The organism is uncultured Flavobacterium sp. (assembly GCF_963925185.1).
Lineage (GTDB): Bacteria > Bacteroidota > Bacteroidia > Flavobacteriales > Flavobacteriaceae > Flavobacterium.
Genome location: NZ_CAWURC010000038.1, coordinates 15,379 through 32,666, shown reverse-complemented (window position 1 = coordinate 32,666; position 17,288 = coordinate 15,379). Strand labels below are relative to the sequence as shown.

The following is a 17,288-nucleotide window of genomic DNA, read 5'->3' as shown; positions in this document are numbered from 1 at the left end:
ACTCTAAAATGAGCAGTATTATTGATGACTTGAAAATGCAGTATAAATTTGGTGGAATAACTCAAAGGTTGATTTATTGGAATGTGACTTGCTTTCTGATTTCATTGGTGTTTTTTTATCAATTCAGTGTTGGGGTTTTTTATTTTCCCAATTGGATTGCACTTTCTTCTGATCCTTCGGTTTTTATTTTAAAACCGTGGACTCTCTTGACATATGCTTTTCTTCACGATGGATTTGGGCATATATTTTTTAATATGATTGTTTTGAATTTCTCTAGCACTTTATTTCTTACTTTTTTTACTCAAAAACAATTGCTAGGTTTGTACGTTTTGAGTTTAATATTTGCTGGTCTTGCCTTTGTTTCTGGGTATTATTTTCTAAATTTTGCAGCTTCTATAGTTGGAGCTTCAGCTGCGATTATGGCAATTTTAGTCGCTACAACGACCTATCAACCCTTGATGAATGTGCGGTTGTTACTCATCGGAAACGTGAAACTTTGGCACATTACTCTAGTGATTCTTGTAATTGACCTAATGCAAATTCGTGTTGAAAATACAGGGGGGCATATTGCGCATTTGGCGGGTGCTTTTTTTGGCTATCTTTTTGTTGTACTACTTCGCAACGGCAATGATTTGAGTACGATAGTTTCAAACATAATAGATTTTTTCGTTAATTTGTTCGGAAAATCCAAATCTACTCCGTTCAAAAAGGTGCATAAAAATTACAAAAAGTCAATAGAGAAACCTATTTCAAAAATAATTACAAAGGACAAAACGCAACAACAAATAGATGAAATATTGGATAAAATTAGTCGTTCTGGATACGAATGTTTAACAAAAGAAGAAAAAGATTTTTTGTTTAAAGCGAGGAAGTAAGTGTTCAGTAATCAGTTTATCAGTAATCAGTAAAAAAATGAAAAACCTTTCTTGGTTTAATAAAGTGATGTTTCTTCTGAATATAGTGTTGACCGTGTCAACATTCATTGCGTACGTTTTACCATTTTTGGCACCGAAACTTTTCCCTTTTATGTCGGTGCTTACCTTGTTTATGCCGCTGTTTCTTATTTTGAATGTGTCGTTTTTTCTTTATTGGGCTATTCAATTCAAAAAGAGAATGATTTTGTCAGGTTTGGTACTTTTAATGGGAATTACCTTTATCAATAAATTTTATAAATTTTCGGCCAAAGATTATCCAAATGACGATAAAGGTTTTGTCGTGATGAGTTATAACGTGCGTTTGTTTAATGTTTTCAGATGGTTGGACAGTGAAGATGTCCCAGAGAACATCCTAGCATTTATTAATGATAAAAACCCCGATGTCCTTTGTATTCAGGAATATTCAAATTCGGCACATATTGATTTAAAAGTTTATCCCCATCGTTATATTTTTATGGAAGGAATTAAAATCAAAACAGGTCAGGCTATTTTTTCCAAATTTCCTATTATTGACCAAGGGCATATCGAGTTTCCTGACTCGAATAACAATGTTGTTTTTGCCGACATTAAAATTGGAAAAGACATTGTCAGAGTTTATAATATGCACTTGCAATCTATAAAAATATCTCCAGATGTAAGCGAAATAAACGAAAACATAGACGGTATAAATCAAGAGAAATCTCAACTGCTTTTTTATAGAATAAGCAAGGCTTTCAAAAAGCAACAGCAACAAGCCGAGATAATAAAAGAGCATAAAAAAGAATGTAAATATCCTATTATCATTTGTGGCGATATGAATAATAGTCCTTTTTCTTATGTTTATCGTAACATAAAAGGGAAGTTAAAAGATAGTTTTGAAGAGGCGGGAAAAGGTTTTGGAGCCACTTATAAATTCAAGTATTATCCCGCCAGAATTGATTATATTTTCGCAAATGAAAAAATGACGGTCAAACATTTTGATAGTTTTTCCGAATTTGAAAACTCTGACCATTACCCAATTATGGCTAAATTGTCAATCGAATAAAATTTTTAAAAATTTATTTAATAATTATTTTTTGCTTTTTTAAATAATCTAAAGCGTATTTTCCCTCATTAAATAATAAGTCCAAAACACTTAAATTATTCAAAAATCCATGTTTTTCTCCAAAAACTTGAGTGTACGATTCAAATTTGGAATCTTCTTTTTTTCCGTTTGCCAAATTTCTAAAATCTATAATTTTTTTAGAATCAATTTCGTGAAAATATTCTTGGGTGTTATTGTAATCTAATTTCATCCTCAGAGATTTTGAAATAAATGCTATGGTTTCGAAATTTAAGTCCAGTAAAAAAGTGTGTTTTTTTTCAAAAAGGGGGCGAATATCATCTTCAAAATATTCAAAAAATGGCGAACTTCTATAGGCTGCTTCCAATGATTTGAAATGCTGTTTTTGCCAGTCAAAATCAGTCTCTATTTTGACGTTCTTTGTTTTTTGGTGACGCTCAGCTGAATGCTTTACGGGAATATTTAATAACTGAATTCCATTTGGACTGTAAATATAAGTCCGGTTGCGATTCGTTTGCTTCTGAAAATTATCTTCTATTTCGAAAGTGATGCTATTTCCCTGAGCCATCGCTACAAAATGACTAATTGAAGGGAAATAAGTGGGATGAAATAAGCCACCTAACCCCAGAAGGGGGAATTCCTCGATTGTGTTGAAATTCGCCATTTTGTTTGTAGTTCTAAAATTGAATCTTTTTAACTTAACAGGGGTTTATTATCAAATGCTAAAACTCCCCCTTAGTGGGTTGGGGTACTTTTTCTTTTTTTCCAAAAATAGTCACCTACAAAAAAGACAAGTAAACCTAGTAAGAATAATTTGAAGTAAGATTGTGGTTGTCCATCACCGTCAACGGTGGTAAACAATCGTTCCCATCGAATTTTACTGAATCCTTTACCATTAGAGTCCCAGCTCATCCAGATGAAAACAGGTTTTCCAACTACATGGTCTTCAGGTGTATAACCAAAATAACGTGCGTCTAATGAATTATGTCGGTTGTCTCCCATCATCCAATAATAATTTTGTTTGAAGGTATAAGTTGTTGTTTTTTGGTCATTGATATAAATAGCATCACCAACTATTTCCAATTTATTCCCTTCATATTCATTAATAATTATTTTATAGAATGACAATGATTCTTTATCCAAAGCAATGGTTTTACCTGCTTGTGGAATATAAATTGGTCCAAAGTTATCACAACTCCAATTGTTTGTCACCGATGATTTCCCATCCTGAAAATCAGGAAAAATACCATCTTCAGGCCCTTTTCTAATTTCTCGTATAACTGCAGTAATCCCCGGTACATTTCTCATCCTTGCAGCATTTGTAAAGGTTAGGGCTGTTATTCCAATGGTATCCTTTTGCGTACTTACATAATTAACCCCGTCAGTAACATTCATATCTTTGAATAGATAGTCAAAATTAATTGGCGTTTTTCCATCTAAAACAAGTTTATAAGAATATTGAGGTTTTGCTCTATCAGGCACAATCAATTCTTTGCCATTAATAAAAACAATTCCATCTTTTATTTGCAAACTGTCACCAGGAATACCTACACAACGTTTAACATAGTTTGTTTTTTTGTCAACCGGCTTATCATATCTCTTGTCAGCTGCAATGTACATATTGAACAAAGTGTCTCTTGGCCAATTGAAAACAACGATATCATTATTTTTTATTTTTTCAAAACCTAGAAACCTACAATACGGCATTTGAGGCCAACTTAAATATGATTTTATTTTGGCAAACGGAATCGAATCGTGAACCATTGGCAAAGCAACCGCAGTCATAGGTACTCGTGGACCATAATTTATTTTGCTCACGAATAAAAAGTCGCCAACTAATAATGATTTTTCTAAAGAGGAAGAAGGAATCGTATAGGGTTGTATCAGATATGTGTGAACCAATGTGGCAACAATAATCGCAAAAAGCAAGGAGTTTATTGTATCGGCTGTTTTACTTTCTGGGTTCAAACTTCTATCAGAAATGTGTTTTAATTCCTGGGTATAATTAACATAAATAATATATAAACCACAAGTAATTATTCCTAAAAAAGTGTCTAAACTTGACCTTTTTCCAAAACTTCTTAAAGTTTCGACCCAAATAACCGGAAACATAATCAGGTTGATAATAGGAATGAAAAGCAACAGCGTCCACCAAGTAGGGCGTCCGATAATTTTCATTAAAACAATAGCATTATATACTGGAATTGCTCCCTCCCAGCTTTTTCTTCCGGCAGCTACATATAATTTCCAAGTTCCTAAAAAGTGAATTACTTGAACCATCAAGAAAAACACAAACCATTGATATAACGTCATATTATTTTTGTTTAAAGTTTAAAGTTTAGGTAGTTCAATTTAAAATTTCAAACCTAAAACGTGAAACAAGTTTATTTTAAGTCTAATACATCTTTCATAGTGAAAACACCTTGTTTTCCCAAAATCCATTCTGCAGCAATCACGGCGCCAAGAGCAAAACCATCTCGATTTTGTGCGGTATGTTTTATTTCAATTTCATCCACGGTGGACTTGTAAGTAACGGTGTGCGTTCCCGGAACATTTTCGGTTCTTATGGCTTCAATATGAATCTCGTTTGTTTTTGGGTGTTCTAATGTCCAATTAGTGTAACTGCTGTTTTCTATAACACTTTTCGCCAATGAAATTGCCGTTCCACTAGGGGCATCCAGTTTTTGGGTATGGTGAATTTCTTCCATTTCAACTTTATAAGAATCGAGTTTGGCCATCATTTTTGCTAAATATTCATTGAGTTCAAAGAAAACATTCACTCCTAAACTAAAATTAGAACTCGATAGAAAGGCACCTTTTGTTGCTCCACAAAGCGAAACCATTTCGTCATAACGATTCAGCCAACCCGTTGTTCCGGAAACTACTGGCAAATTATCATAAAAACAACTCGATATGTTATCAACAGCAACGGTTGGAATACTAAAATCGATGGCGACATCAGCATTCGAAAGTCCTTCATACGTATTGAATTCGTCTTTTCTTAAAACAATTTCATGTCCTCTTTCTATAGCAATTCTTTCGATTGTTTGCCCCATCTTACCGTATCCTAAAAGCGCTATTTTCATTCTTTTATTTCTAAAAATTATAATTAAATGTTAGACCCAAATTTGTATTTAATGTTACATCATTCCTATATAAATTTGGGCTAACCGATAAATTTTCGTTTACATTAAACTGAATCAAAGCTGCATCAACATTCGCATCTATAATATTTAAGACATAAAATCCAACAGCTATTAAAGCGGATAAATCTCGATTTCTCTGATAAAATTTTTGACCTGATATTAGCCGGCTATTGTCCAAATAGGAAAATTTATCATCAGTGTAACCTTCTAATCTTCTTTTGTAGGCATTCCTGTATTGGTTGTATTTTTTGTAGCTGTCAGAATAAAAATAAAGACTGGTTCCAATGGCGCCATAAACTAATGGAATTTTCCAATATTTTTTGTTATAAGCCTGACCTAGTCCTGGTAAAATAGCTGAATAGAAGGCGGCTTTTGCTGGCGTCAAAGGGTCAATATCATTTGATTTCAAAGTGTCTTTTGTGGCTAGGACAGTGTCAGTTTTCTTTTGTGAAAAAACGTCAGCATTTCCTGAAAAGAAAAGAATTAACATTATGAAAGCGATTTTATTCACTACTCTTTAATTAATTTAATTATCCTGTCGAAGTCTTCTTTAGAATGAAAAGGAATGGTGATTTTACCTTTACCATTTCCAGCTATTTTCACATCTACTTTTGTCCCAAAATAATTATTGAAATTTTTTTTCTCTGAATCAGAAATTTCAAATGATGTTGAATTTGTTTTAGCGGTGGGTTTCGGTTTTAGACTTTCTTGGTAATTTTTCACCAAGGCTTCGGTTTCACGTACTGATAAATTTTGGCTTACTATTTTTTGGTAGATATTGGTTTGAACGTCTTGATCTTCAATATTGATTATTGCTCGACCGTGACCCATACTGATAAATCCGTCACGAATTCCAGTTTGGATAATTGGATCCAGTTTCAAAAGTCTCAAATAATTGGCAATTGTCGAACGTTTTTTTCCCACGCGTTCGCTCATTTGCTCCTGTGTCAATTGAATTTCATCAATCAATCTTTGGTATGAAAGCGCTATTTCTATTGGATCTAAATCGTGGCGTTGAATATTTTCAACCAAGGCCATAATCAGGGATTCGTTGTCGTTTGCAATTCTGATATAAGCAGGAATGGTAGTCAATCCTACCATTGTAGAAGCACGAAGACGTCTTTCTCCCGAAATTAATTGGTATTTGTTAAAGGCTAATTTTCGAACGGTAATGGGTTGAATAACGCCCAATTCCTTAATGGAAGAACCTAATTCGCGCAAAGAATCTTCATTGAAATTGCTTCTAGGCTGAAACGGATTGATCTCGATGGTATCAATCTCAAGTTCAATTATATTCCCAACAACTTTGTCGGCATTTTTATCGTTTACAGATTTTATATCGTTGTCCGGATCTTTCAATAAAGCCGATAATCCTCTTCCTAACGCTTGTTTTTTTATTGCTTTTGCCATAAAATTATTTGCTGTTTTTCTTAATAACTTCTTGTGCCAAATGTAGGTAATTTGTAGCTCCTTTACTCGTAGCGTCGTAGTTTATGATGCTTTCGCCAAAACTTGGAGCCTCACTCAGTTTCACGTTTCTCTGAATTATCGTTTCAAAAACCATATCGTTGAAGTGTTTTTGTACCTCCTCGACCACTTGATTAGACAAACGCAATCTGGAATCAAACATCGTTAAAAGCAATCCTTCAATGTCCAAATCTGGATTGTGAATTTTCTGAATACTTTTTATAGTGTTCAACAATTTTCCTAAACCTTCGAGTGCAAAATATTCACATTGAATTGGAATTATTACGGAATCGGCTGCAGTCAAAGCATTCAAAGTAAGTAAACCAAGCGATGGCGCACAATCGATAATGATATAATCGTAATCATCTTTGATACTTTCTAATGCTTGTTTTAGCATATATTCCCTATCATCCTTGTCAATCAATTCGATTTCGATGGCAACAAGGTCAATATGAGATGGAATCACGTCCACATTTGGTGCCGAACATTTTATAATAGCTTCCTTAGGAGTGTTACTATGTTCGATTATTTGATAAGTTCCAATTTCGACTGTTTCAATGTCAATTCCCAATCCAGAAGTGGCATTAGCCTGAGGATCAGCATCGATAAGCAACACTTTTTTTTCTAAAACACCCAGTGAAGCAGCTAGATTTATCGACGTTGTAGTCTTTCCAACACCACCTTTTTGATTAGCAATCGCAATGATTTTGCCCATTTGTTTTTTCTAAATTTTGAATGGTAAAAATACAATTATTTATCGTTACTGAAAATCTATTTTGTTAACATTTGTTAAGGCTTGGTAAGCAGTTGTTTTTAGGAATAGAGTTATTTCGTTTTTAATTTTTTTTTCTGGAGCTTTTTCCTGCTTTTCGCTGCAATCTTTTTAAGGCTTCCAGCCTTTCAAAGGCTGAAAGCCTTAAAAAAAAAGAGGACCCAATGAGCTCTCCTTTTTTTCAATTATATTTCCTCTGCCGTCTGCAATCGAAACTTGCTAACTTCTCTTTTTCGCTTTAATCATCATTTCCAATTGATCCCAAAGTTCCTCCGGAATAGCTTCTAACATATTAAATTCCCCGGCACCTTTCAACCATTCTCCTCCATCGATAACTACAACTTCACCATTCATATAGGCTGAAAAATCGGAAACTAAATAAGCAGCTAAATTGGCCAATTCTTGATGATTTCCTACCCTTCCTAAAGGCACTTTTTTAGCCATATCAAATTTTTCAGCTAAGTCGCCAGGCATCAATCTGTCCCAAGCTCCTTTTGTTGGGAATGGTCCCGGAGCAATCGCATTGGATCTAATTCCGTATTTTGCCCATTCCACGGCAAGACTTCGAGTCATTGCCAAAACTCCCGCTTTTGCGGCAGCACTCGGCACTACATAAGCGGAACCGGTAAAGGCATACGTCGTCACGATATTCAATATTGTCGAAGTGGTTTGTTTGGTGTCAATCCAATGTTTTCCGAAAGCGAGCGTGCAGTTTTTGGAACCCTTCAACACGATGTCAATCACCGTATCAAAAGCGTTGGCCGACAATCTTTCGGTTGGCGAAATAAAATTTCCTGCCGCATTGTTCAATAAAACATCTACTTTTCCATAGACTTTCAAAACTTCTTTTAGCATATTTTCGACTTGGTCATAATGACGCACGTCACATTGAACCGCAAGACACGTTCCGCCAGTTTCGGTTTCCAGTTCCTTGGCCGTATTTTGCAGTTTTTCTAAATCACGCGAACTGATGGCTACTTTAGCACCCAGTTCCATAAAATATTTTGTCATTGCTTTGCCAAGACCACTTCCGCCACCTGTTACTACAATCACTTTGCCTTCGAGGGCATTATCACGAAGCATTTTTGCTGATAAATCCATAAGTTAGTTTTTAGAATTGTAAATATAAGGAAAAATAATTAGTATGCACGCATAGTAAAAACAGAAAAACGTATAACGATTTTCGGCTAGGCTATTTGGTGTTTTTTTTAGTACAAACGTTAAATAGAATTCCTAATGTTGAGCCTTGCACAAATATTTCATAGAAGCACTTCAGCTGCCATATTGAAAAAATGCTGTTTTGCGTTTGTTTTTCTTTATTTTTTTTTAAATATCATAGTCAAAATTCTTGGAATTGTATTTTTGTCGTTTTCGTCAAAATATTCGTTGATGTCTATTAACTGAAAATTATGTTTTTTGGCTGAATTTATATAGTCTGTAATGTTGTGATTAAAGCAAGTTACTACTTGAAGTCCATCAGCTGTTTCAAATCTTGCTTTTGTTCCGTTGTATTGTTTGAATGGATGCAATTCTCCAATGTAAATTATTCCATTTAAATTGATGGCTTCATTAAGTCTTTGAAATATTATATCTAAGTTTTCAATATGTTCTAATACAAGACTAAAAGTCGCTAAGTCATATTTTTTGTTGTCTGTGAAGCTCCATTCTTTGTTTATGTCAGCTTGAACAAATTTTACATTTTCTGAATTAATTTTCTGTTTAGCTTTCGACAACATTTCTTCCGATAAGTCAATAGCTAAAATGTTTTCAGCAATAGATATTAACCATTCTGTATTTTTTCCTGTTCCACAGCCTATTTCTAAACAATTACCAAATTTTTGTTCTTTTAAGTTTTGTCTAAGTGAAATTGCTTCTAAATCTCTGGTTTTATTTTCATTTGTGTCATATAATTCTGACCAAATTTTGTACGCTTCTTTTACGTTCATTTTTCTCTTTTTAGTTCTATAACGATTTGGTTTTACAATGAAGTATAACATCTCCCGGCTAAGCCGGGAGATGTTGGTAGAGAAGCCCGGAAGGATTTTCTACCATCTCGTTTATATGTATTATAGAATCATACAAAGACACCCAAATAGGGGTAGGTATGTATGACGAGCTTCATACTTTATTTTACTTCAAAAATATAAATAATTATTTATAAATGATCAAACTGTGCACAATCTTTTAGCAGCGTTTTCTAGCGTTTTATCATCTTTCGCAAAGCAAAACCGAATCAGTTTTAAGTCTTTGCCATCGGCATAAAAAGTAGAAATTGGAATGGCAGCCACACCGTGTTCAACGACTAAGCGCTTGCAAAAATCTAGATCATTTTCATCTGAAATAGCAGCATAAGAAACGACCTGAAAATATGTTCCCTCACAAGGCATCAATTCAAATCGGCTGTTTTTGAGTAATTTTCTAAAATAGTCTCTTTTTTTCTGATAGAATTTTCCAAGTTTATCTACCGAAATCACATCTATATAGTCGCTTATTGCCGCTTGAGCGATACCATTTACACTAAAAACCATATATTGGTGTACTTTTTTAATTTCTTTCATTAAATATTCTGGAGCAACGAGATAACCTATTCTCCAGCCAGTTATATGGAAAGATTTTCCAAAAGAGGAAACAATAATACTTCTATCTGCTATTTTTTTTCTTGAATGTATGGAAATGTGCTTTTGCTCGAATGTGATGAATTCATAGACTTCATCGGATAACAACAAAATGCGTGGGTTTTTTTCGAGCAAATTTTCCAAAGCTAAAAAGTCATTTTCTTTCCAAACTTTCCCCGTGGGATTGTGAGGGCTATTTATGATTAACATTCTGGTTTTGGTGGTGATTGCTTTTTCAATTCGCTCCCAATTGGGCGAATAATCATCGTTTAATTCTATACGAACGGCTTTGGCATTACACAATAAAGTGGGTGCTTCATAATTATCAAAACTAGGATCAAGAATGATGACTTCATCATCTGTTTTTATTAATGCCAAAATTGTTGTAAAAAGGGCTTGTGTTGCTCCAGTTGTAACTAAAATTTCGGTTTCGATCAATACTTTTCGTTGATAGAAATCTAGAATTAGTTTTGCAATTTTGGTCAAAAGCGGCGAATAACCTGCAATTGGCAAATATTGATGCACGTCTTTTTTAACAACTTCGGCCACGATAGTAGCTAATTTTTCATCCACAGCAAAATTTGGAAATCCTTGTGCTAAGTTTATAGCATTGTGTTCCGTTGCCAATTTAGTCATTGCAGCGAAAATGCTGGGGGTTACGTTGGGGAGTTTAGACATAATCTGATTTTAATACACCTGACAGTTTTTTTAGAACCCGTCAGGTGTGGTATATTTAATTTAGCAATATCTCCAAAATACTAATCGCGGCCTCACTAATTTTTGTTCCGGGACCAAAAACAGCTACTGCTCCGGCATCGAACAAGAACTGGTAATCTTGGACAGGAATCACGCCTCCCACGATGACCATAATATCTTCTCGCCCATATTTTTTGAGTTCTTCAATAACTTGTGGCACGAGGGTTTTGTGTCCTGCGGCTAGTGAGGAAATTCCAAGAATATGCACATCGTTTTCTACAGCTTGCTTGGCGGCTTCGGATGGTGTTTGAAAAAGAGGACCTATATCGACATCAAAACCCAAATCGGCATAACCCGTAGCGACTACTTTCGCTCCACGATCGTGTCCGTCTTGCCCCATTTTGGCAATCATAATTCTAGGGCGACGGCCTTCTTTTTTGGCAAATTCGTCGGCTAGTTGTTTTGCTTTTTCGAAGCTGCTGTCGTCTTTTATTTCTTTGCTATACACGCCGCTAAAGGATTTAATTTGTGCTTTATATCTTCCGAAAACCGTTTCTAAGGCTGTGCTAATTTCGCCAAGAGTTGCTCTATTTCTAGCAGCTTCAACGGCTAATTCTAGTAAATTGCCTTCGCCGGTTTTGGCACAAAAGGTTAATTTTTCGAGTGAAAGTTGTGTGTTTTTGTTGTCACGATTTGCTTTTATTTTTTCTAATTGTTCGATTTGTTGCCTACGAACCATTTGGTTATCAACATCCAATATTTGCAATGGATCTTCTTTTTCCAATCTAAATTTGTTGACACCCACAATAATATCTTGACCACTATCAATTCGTGCTTGTTTTCTGGCTGCTGCTTCTTCAATCCGCAATTTAGGAATTCCGGATTCAATCGCTTTGGTCATTCCGCCCAATTCTTCGACTTCTTCGATGAGTTTCCAGGCCTTTTGCGCAATTTCGTTGGTTAAACTTTCCACATAAAAACTACCTGCCCAAGGGTCTACAGTTTTGGTTATTTTGGTTTCTTCCTGTAAATAGATTTGGGTATTTCGGGCAATTCTTGCCGAGAAATCCGTTGGCAATGCAATGGCTTCGTCCAAGGCATTGGTGTGTAACGATTGTGTTCCGCCTAATGCAGCAGCTAAACCTTCGATGGTTGTTCGCGCCACGTTGTTAAAAGGATCTTGCATTGTTAAACTCCAACCCGAAGTTTGGCAATGGGTTCGTAAAGCCAATGATTTTTCGTCTTTGGGGTTAAATTGTTTGACCAATTTTGCCCAAATCATTCGACCGGCACGCAACTTGGCAATTTCCATAAAATGGTTCATTCCTATCCCCCAGAAAAAAGATAGGCGAGGAGCGAAGTCGTCGATTTTCATTCCTGTTGCCAGTCCAGTTCGGATGTATTCTAAACCATCAGCAAGTGTATATGCCAACTCAATATCAGCAGTTCCTCCGGCTTCTTGTATATGATAACCCGAAATGGAAATCGAGTTGAATTTCGGCATTTTTTTACTGGTATATTCGAAAATATCGGCAACAATTTTCATCGATTTCGCTGGCGGATAGATGTAGGTATTTCGAACCATAAATTCCTTCAAAATGTCATTTTGAATGGTGCCCAAAAGTTGTTCTGGTTTCACTCCTTGCTCTTCGGCAGCTACAATATAGAAAGCCATAATAGGCAGAACCGCTCCGTTCATTGTCATCGAAACAGACATTTCTCCTAACGGAATCTGATCGAATAATACTTTCATATCTTCGACAGAATCGATGGCGACTCCCGCTTTCCCAACATCTCCCACCACGCGTTCGTGGTCTGAATCATAGCCACGATGTGTAGGTAAATCAAAAGCTATGGAAAGCCCTTTTTGTCCTGCGGCAAGGTTTCTTCTATAAAAAGCGTTGCTTTCCTCTGCAGTCGAAAACCCTGCATATTGACGTATTGTCCAGGGACGGCGCACGTACATAGTGGTGTATGGACCGCGTAAATTTGGTGAAAAACCAGCTCCAAAATTAAGATATTCGAGATTTTCGATGTCTTGTTCTGTGTAAGTTTTTTTTAATGAAATTCCTTCGGCAGTTGCAAACACGTCAGTTTGTGTTTGTGTTTTTTTAGCAAATAACTTTTCAATTTTGATATGCTGTAATTTTTTTCGCATTACTGTTCAATAATTTTAAAAGTCCATCGATTGTCCGAATAATTAGAATTGAGTCCTTCAAGCAAACCAGCACTAATTGTTACGCTAGAGCCAGTTGTAAAAAGTAAGAACGCCCAATTACTTCCGCTTGAGGCAGCAACTAATAAACTACCCACAACAGCTAGTCCTGCAACCAAGACTACTGTTTTGATTGTTGCCAAGACTTTTGGTTGTTTTTTTATACTTTGTATGCTGTCAATTTCTATAGATTGATTCTTGATGACAATGGTTAAACTATCCGAAAACTTTAGGTTTCCAATGTATTTTTTACCGTCCAAAGTTCTTATTTTGCCGCGTTGATTTTCTTCGAAAATTTTTACTTTCGAAGTCTTGATGTTGGTGATTTCAACAACTTTTTGCTGTGAAAAAACGGCAAATAAAATAAAAAAAATCAATAAATATAATATGCTTTTCATTGTAAATAGATTTAATTATTTTTCTTCTTTAACTCTGTCATATTCCATTTGTTCGGCCAAACGTTTTTCGATTATGGGCGTAATTAAGGTTTTTCTTGGTTTTATTTTAACGAAAGGGAACAGTTCTAAATCTTCTTTCATTCTGTCATTTTTGTTTGGATATTTATTGGTTCCCAGGAGGATTTCTTTTCCGGAATCGAATAATTCCTGTTCCTTGTCGGCACTTTCTTGGATTTTTCTTTTGATGACACCTTCGTTAAGTTGTTTGAGAAAACCACCATTGGCTTCGATATCTTTGAATAAAGTTAATGCTTTTTCGGCTAATTGATTCGTTAAACTTTCTATGTAATAACTTCCGTCGGCAGGATTGTTGACTTTGTCGAAATAGCTTTCATGTTTGAGAATCAACAACTGGTTTCTGGATATTCTGTCGCCAAATTCGTTATCTTTATGATATAAGGCATCGTAAGGCAGATTAGCAACGGCATTAGCTCCGCCAAGAATGGCACTCATGCATTCAGTTGTGGTGCGCAGCATATTTACGTTATAATCGTAGATTGTTTTGTTTCGTTTTGTGGGTAAAACCAGCAAATGACAATCTAATTTGTGGTTGTATTCCTTGGCAATTAGTTTAAAAAGCAGTCGTAAGGCACGGAGTTTTGCAATTTCGAAAAAGTAATTAGATCCTACCGAAACTTCAAAAACAATGGGTTTGTTTATTGTCGAAATTTTGTTAAAATATTCGTTGGCGTGAGCGAGGCTATAGGCAATTTGCTGAACCATATTGGCACCGGCATTTTGATATAAACCACCATCAATACTGATAAACGAAACGGAAGATGTTGCCGCTGAAATCAAATTGAGTGTGTCGAAGTTGTTTTTTTCTTTGTTTGTAAACCAGTTTCCTTCTTTGGCTAATTGCCCAATAGGATCTAGATTACAGAATATCGTAGCGTTTTTTTGTTTGGCAATTGCGTCGATTTTCTTCATGAAATCGATTGAAATAAACGATAAATTTAAGTACGTGATTGCTTTTTCTAATGGTAGATTTTCTAGTAATTTTTTAATGTCAGTTTTTTCGTCTTCAATCGTAAATCGGATGCTTTCTGCACCACGATTAATGCTGTCGACGGCTCGAAGAATTGATTTTTTAAGGTCGTGAACGAATATGTTTTGGCAAATATTAAATTTTTGGGCTTTTGTATTTACATCTACAATTCCTTGAAATTCATCTTTGTGGTAAAAGGGTTTAACCTGAATGTCTTCTGGTGAATTCCAAATCAAGGTTTCATTATAGTCGGCACCATCGAGCTCAAACTGGATGCGTTGTTTCCACTGTTTGGAGGAAATTGGGTTAAAATCTTGGAATAGTTTTTCCATTTTTTAAAAATCTATTTTTTAATATTTTTTTCAATTGTGTCGCCTTCGAATTCGATTAAATAGATGTCTTCGCTATCTTTTTTCATATAGTATTTTTCCCGGGCATATTTCTCTATTTGCTCTGGGTTTTTGAGCTGTTTGATGTTTAGCTGGTCTTTCTTAATTTCGTCCTGATAGTATTTTTTGTTGTCCTGAAGTTCCTCGATTTGTTTGTCCAAAATGTGATGGTCAAAATAGGAATAGTTGTCCAAGAAAATCATCCAGGTCGAAAAAAATAACAAAACCCAAATGTATTTGTTGCTAATAAATTTGAACCAGGATTTGTCTTTATAGGATTTCGTCATTTGTAATTATTTTTATTTAAGCCCCCGATTACGGTAAAAATAGATTTTTGTGGTTTTTACCAATAAAATTATTACTTCACTTAATTTTTATTTTTACTGGAGTTAGCAAACTTCATTTGTAGCGTAAAACGGGAACTAGCTCCTGAGAAAACTACGCAATAAATTTACAATAATTTTATAGAATCCGTTGGTTTATTACTGCACGAACCACATCGATGGCGACAGTGTTGAATTTGTCATTTGGGATGATAATGTCGGCAAAGGCTTTAGTAGATTCTATAAATTGCTGGTGCATAGGTTTTAAGGTAGTTTGATAACGGTTTAAAACCTCTTCCATGTCGCGCCCACGTTCTGCAATATCACGCTTTAAACGACGGATTAAACGCTCGTCAGAATCGGCATGTACAAATATTTTAATATCAAATAAATCGCGAAGTTCAGGGTTAGAAAGAATCAAAATTCCTTCTACAATCATTACTTTTCGTGGATGTGTCACTATAGTATCGTCGGTTCTGTTATGTGTGGCAAAGGAATAAACAGGCTGGTTGATCGTGTTTCCAGCTTTGAGTTCCTTGAGATGTTCGACCAGTAACTCGAAATCGATTGCTCTGGGATGGTCAAAATTTGTTTTAGAGCGTTCTTCGTAGCTCTGGTTTTTGGATTCTTTATAGTAGGAATCTTGGGCAATAATCCCAACTTCGGTATGTGGTAATTCATTCATTATCTGATGAACTACAGTTGATTTTCCTGATCCTGTTCCGCCGGCAATTCCAATTATTAGCATAAAATAGTTATATTGTGTTTTTCTGTTAACAAAAATAGGGTTTTATCTTTTTAGATTTATATATTTTTACAAATTACAAAAACGGGTTTTTTATTGTTTTATAAAAACAAAGTCCCTTTTGCTGAAAAAAAGGGACTTTATGGATTTTTTCTTTTTGGTTTAAAAAGAAATACGTTTAGATTGTAAGATCTTTCTCAATATTAGAAAAAAGCTTTTTTTATTTATTCCAAAACTTTTAATATAAGTTTCCCCAATTTATTACCGCTAAAAAGGCGCAGAAAGGTTTCGTGAAAATTTTCAATTCCGTCATATATGTCTTCATTACTTTTAAGTTTTCCGTCTTTCATCCATTGTAAATAATCGATAATAGCTTCATCATATTGTTTTGCGTAATCAAAAACAACCATTCCTTTCATAGTTGCTCTATTTACTAATAATGACATATAATTACCTGGTCCTTTTGGTTTTTCAGTAACATTATATTGTGAAATGGCTCCGCAAATTACAACACGCGCATGCATTCGTAATTTTAATAGGGCTGCATCTAAAATTTCTCCACCCACGTTATCAAAGAAGATGTCAATTCCATCTGGGCAGTGTTTTTTTAAGCCACTATAAATATTTTCACTTTTATAGTCGATAGCTGCATCAAAGCCCAATTCATTTACCAGATAATCACATTTGTCTTTGCCGCCAGCTATTCCAACTACACGACAGCCTTTTATTTTAGCAATTTGACCTACCAAACTTCCTACTGCACCGGCTGCTCCAGAAACCAGTACTATGTCCCCTTCTTTTAATTCCCCTACTTTAAGAATTCCAAAATAGGCTGTCATGCCTGGCATTCCCATAGTACCTAGATACATTGGTAATGGAGCTATTGTCGGGTCTATTTTATGATATCCTTTTGCATTGGTAGTAGTAAATTGTTGCACTCCGCCCCAACCTGAAATAAAATCCCCCACTTTAAACTTTGGATGGTTATGTGCTTTTATAACTTCTCCTACTGTTCCAGCACGCATGACGTCTCCAACTACTACTGGCTCTATGTACGATTTTCCGTCTCTCATCCAGCCTCTCATAGCGGGATCTAAAGAAATGTAATGCTGCTTAATTACCACTTCGCCTTCTTTTGGTTCTTGGATTTCAACTTCTTGAAATATCCACGTTGATTTAGTTGGAAGCCCATCTGGGCGTTGTGCTAAGAGTACTTGCTTGTTCATTAGATTTTGTCTTTAAAATTCGTTTAATTATGTTTTTTATCCGATGGCACCATTTTGTCATTTTGTTCAAAAGCTAAATTGACTTTTAAAGTAGGTTTGCTTTGTGGATATAATTTTTTTTTCTAAAATAGTCGTTTTAAATTTATTGCTTTCAATTTGACAAACTGCTTCTCAATTCCTTCAAACTATATCAAAACTTGAAGAAAAGTAAATCAAGCAGCAATTTACAATAATTAATGAATTATCTACAAATATTTGAAACTCTAATAGG

At 35.0% G+C, this 17,288-nt stretch carries 17 protein-coding genes; 2 read left to right on the top strand and 15 right to left on the bottom strand.

Features of this window, described 5'->3' with window-relative positions; all coding sequences use genetic code 11:
- The first annotated feature begins 8 nt into the window (after positions 1-8).
- Complete coding sequence (locus AABM59_RS08980; protein ID WP_338408631.1) at positions 9-875, top strand: rhomboid family intramembrane serine protease; 867 nt, start codon at positions 9-11, stop codon at positions 873-875.
- A gap of 37 nt (positions 876-912) precedes the next feature.
- On the top strand, positions 913-1,959 hold the full coding sequence (locus AABM59_RS08975; protein ID WP_338408630.1) for an endonuclease/exonuclease/phosphatase family protein: 1,047 nt from the start codon (positions 913-915) through the stop codon (positions 1,957-1,959).
- Positions 1,960-1,972: 13 nt separating this feature from the next.
- On the opposite strand, the gene AABM59_RS08970 is transcribed toward AABM59_RS08975, so the two are convergent.
- From AABM59_RS08970 to AABM59_RS08900, 15 genes are all read right to left on the bottom strand, one after another.
- Positions 1,973-2,641 carry a WbqC family protein gene (locus AABM59_RS08970; RefSeq protein ID WP_338408629.1) on the bottom strand — a complete coding sequence of 223 codons (669 nt, stop codon included), beginning with the start codon at positions 2,639-2,641 and terminating at the stop codon, positions 1,973-1,975.
- Positions 2,642-2,712: 71 nt separating this feature from the next.
- Entirely contained in the window at positions 2,713-4,290 is a 1,578-nt protein-coding gene (gene lepB, locus AABM59_RS08965; protein ID WP_338408628.1) for a signal peptidase I, read from the bottom strand.
- A 71-nt stretch (positions 4,291-4,361) separates the two neighbouring features.
- On the bottom strand, positions 4,362-5,063 hold the full coding sequence (gene dapB / locus AABM59_RS08960; RefSeq protein ID WP_338408627.1) for a 4-hydroxy-tetrahydrodipicolinate reductase: 702 nt from the start codon (positions 5,061-5,063) through the stop codon (positions 4,362-4,364).
- A 10-nt stretch (positions 5,064-5,073) separates the two neighbouring features.
- Complete coding sequence (locus tag AABM59_RS08955) at positions 5,074-5,613, bottom strand: DUF5683 domain-containing protein (protein WP_338408626.1); 540 nt, start codon at positions 5,611-5,613, stop codon at positions 5,074-5,076.
- Positions 5,614-5,633: 20 nt separating this feature from the next.
- A complete protein-coding gene (locus tag AABM59_RS08950; protein WP_338408625.1) occupies positions 5,634-6,533 on the bottom strand; it encodes a ParB/RepB/Spo0J family partition protein in 900 nt (299 codons plus the stop codon).
- A gap of 4 nt (positions 6,534-6,537) precedes the next feature.
- A complete protein-coding gene (locus AABM59_RS08945) occupies positions 6,538-7,305 on the bottom strand; it encodes an AAA family ATPase (protein WP_338408624.1) in 768 nt (255 codons plus the stop codon).
- Positions 7,306-7,581: 276 nt separating this feature from the next.
- Complete coding sequence (locus AABM59_RS08940) at positions 7,582-8,463, bottom strand: SDR family oxidoreductase (protein ID WP_338408623.1); 882 nt, start codon at positions 8,461-8,463, stop codon at positions 7,582-7,584.
- 215 nt (positions 8,464-8,678) lie between these two features.
- Positions 8,679-9,308, bottom strand: coding sequence for a class I SAM-dependent methyltransferase (locus tag AABM59_RS08935; protein ID WP_338408622.1), 630 nt, complete (start codon positions 9,306-9,308; stop codon positions 8,679-8,681).
- Positions 9,309-9,527: 219 nt separating this feature from the next.
- Positions 9,528-10,655, bottom strand: coding sequence for a methionine aminotransferase (locus AABM59_RS08930; protein WP_338408621.1), 1,128 nt, complete (start codon positions 10,653-10,655; stop codon positions 9,528-9,530).
- Between the two features lie 55 nt (positions 10,656-10,710).
- A complete protein-coding gene (scpA, locus tag AABM59_RS08925) occupies positions 10,711-12,831 on the bottom strand; it encodes a methylmalonyl-CoA mutase (RefSeq protein ID WP_338408620.1) in 2,121 nt (706 codons plus the stop codon).
- Positions 12,831-13,286 carry a hypothetical protein gene (locus tag AABM59_RS08920; RefSeq protein ID WP_338408619.1) on the bottom strand — a complete coding sequence of 152 codons (456 nt, stop codon included), beginning with the start codon at positions 13,284-13,286 and terminating at the stop codon, positions 12,831-12,833. The genes scpA and AABM59_RS08920 overlap by 1 nt, the downstream gene beginning before the upstream one ends.
- A gap of 15 nt (positions 13,287-13,301) precedes the next feature.
- Positions 13,302-14,666 carry a methylmalonyl-CoA mutase subunit beta gene (locus tag AABM59_RS08915; protein WP_338408618.1) on the bottom strand — a complete coding sequence of 455 codons (1,365 nt, stop codon included), beginning with the start codon at positions 14,664-14,666 and terminating at the stop codon, positions 13,302-13,304.
- A gap of 11 nt (positions 14,667-14,677) precedes the next feature.
- Complete coding sequence (locus AABM59_RS08910) at positions 14,678-15,010, bottom strand: septum formation initiator family protein (protein ID WP_338408617.1); 333 nt, start codon at positions 15,008-15,010, stop codon at positions 14,678-14,680.
- Between the two features lie 175 nt (positions 15,011-15,185).
- A complete protein-coding gene (gene udk / locus AABM59_RS08905) occupies positions 15,186-15,794 on the bottom strand; it encodes a uridine kinase (protein ID WP_338408616.1) in 609 nt (202 codons plus the stop codon).
- 221 nt (positions 15,795-16,015) lie between these two features.
- Positions 16,016-17,017 carry an NADP-dependent oxidoreductase gene (locus AABM59_RS08900; protein ID WP_338408615.1) on the bottom strand — a complete coding sequence of 334 codons (1,002 nt, stop codon included), beginning with the start codon at positions 17,015-17,017 and terminating at the stop codon, positions 16,016-16,018.
- Positions 17,018-17,288 lie beyond the last annotated feature (271 nt).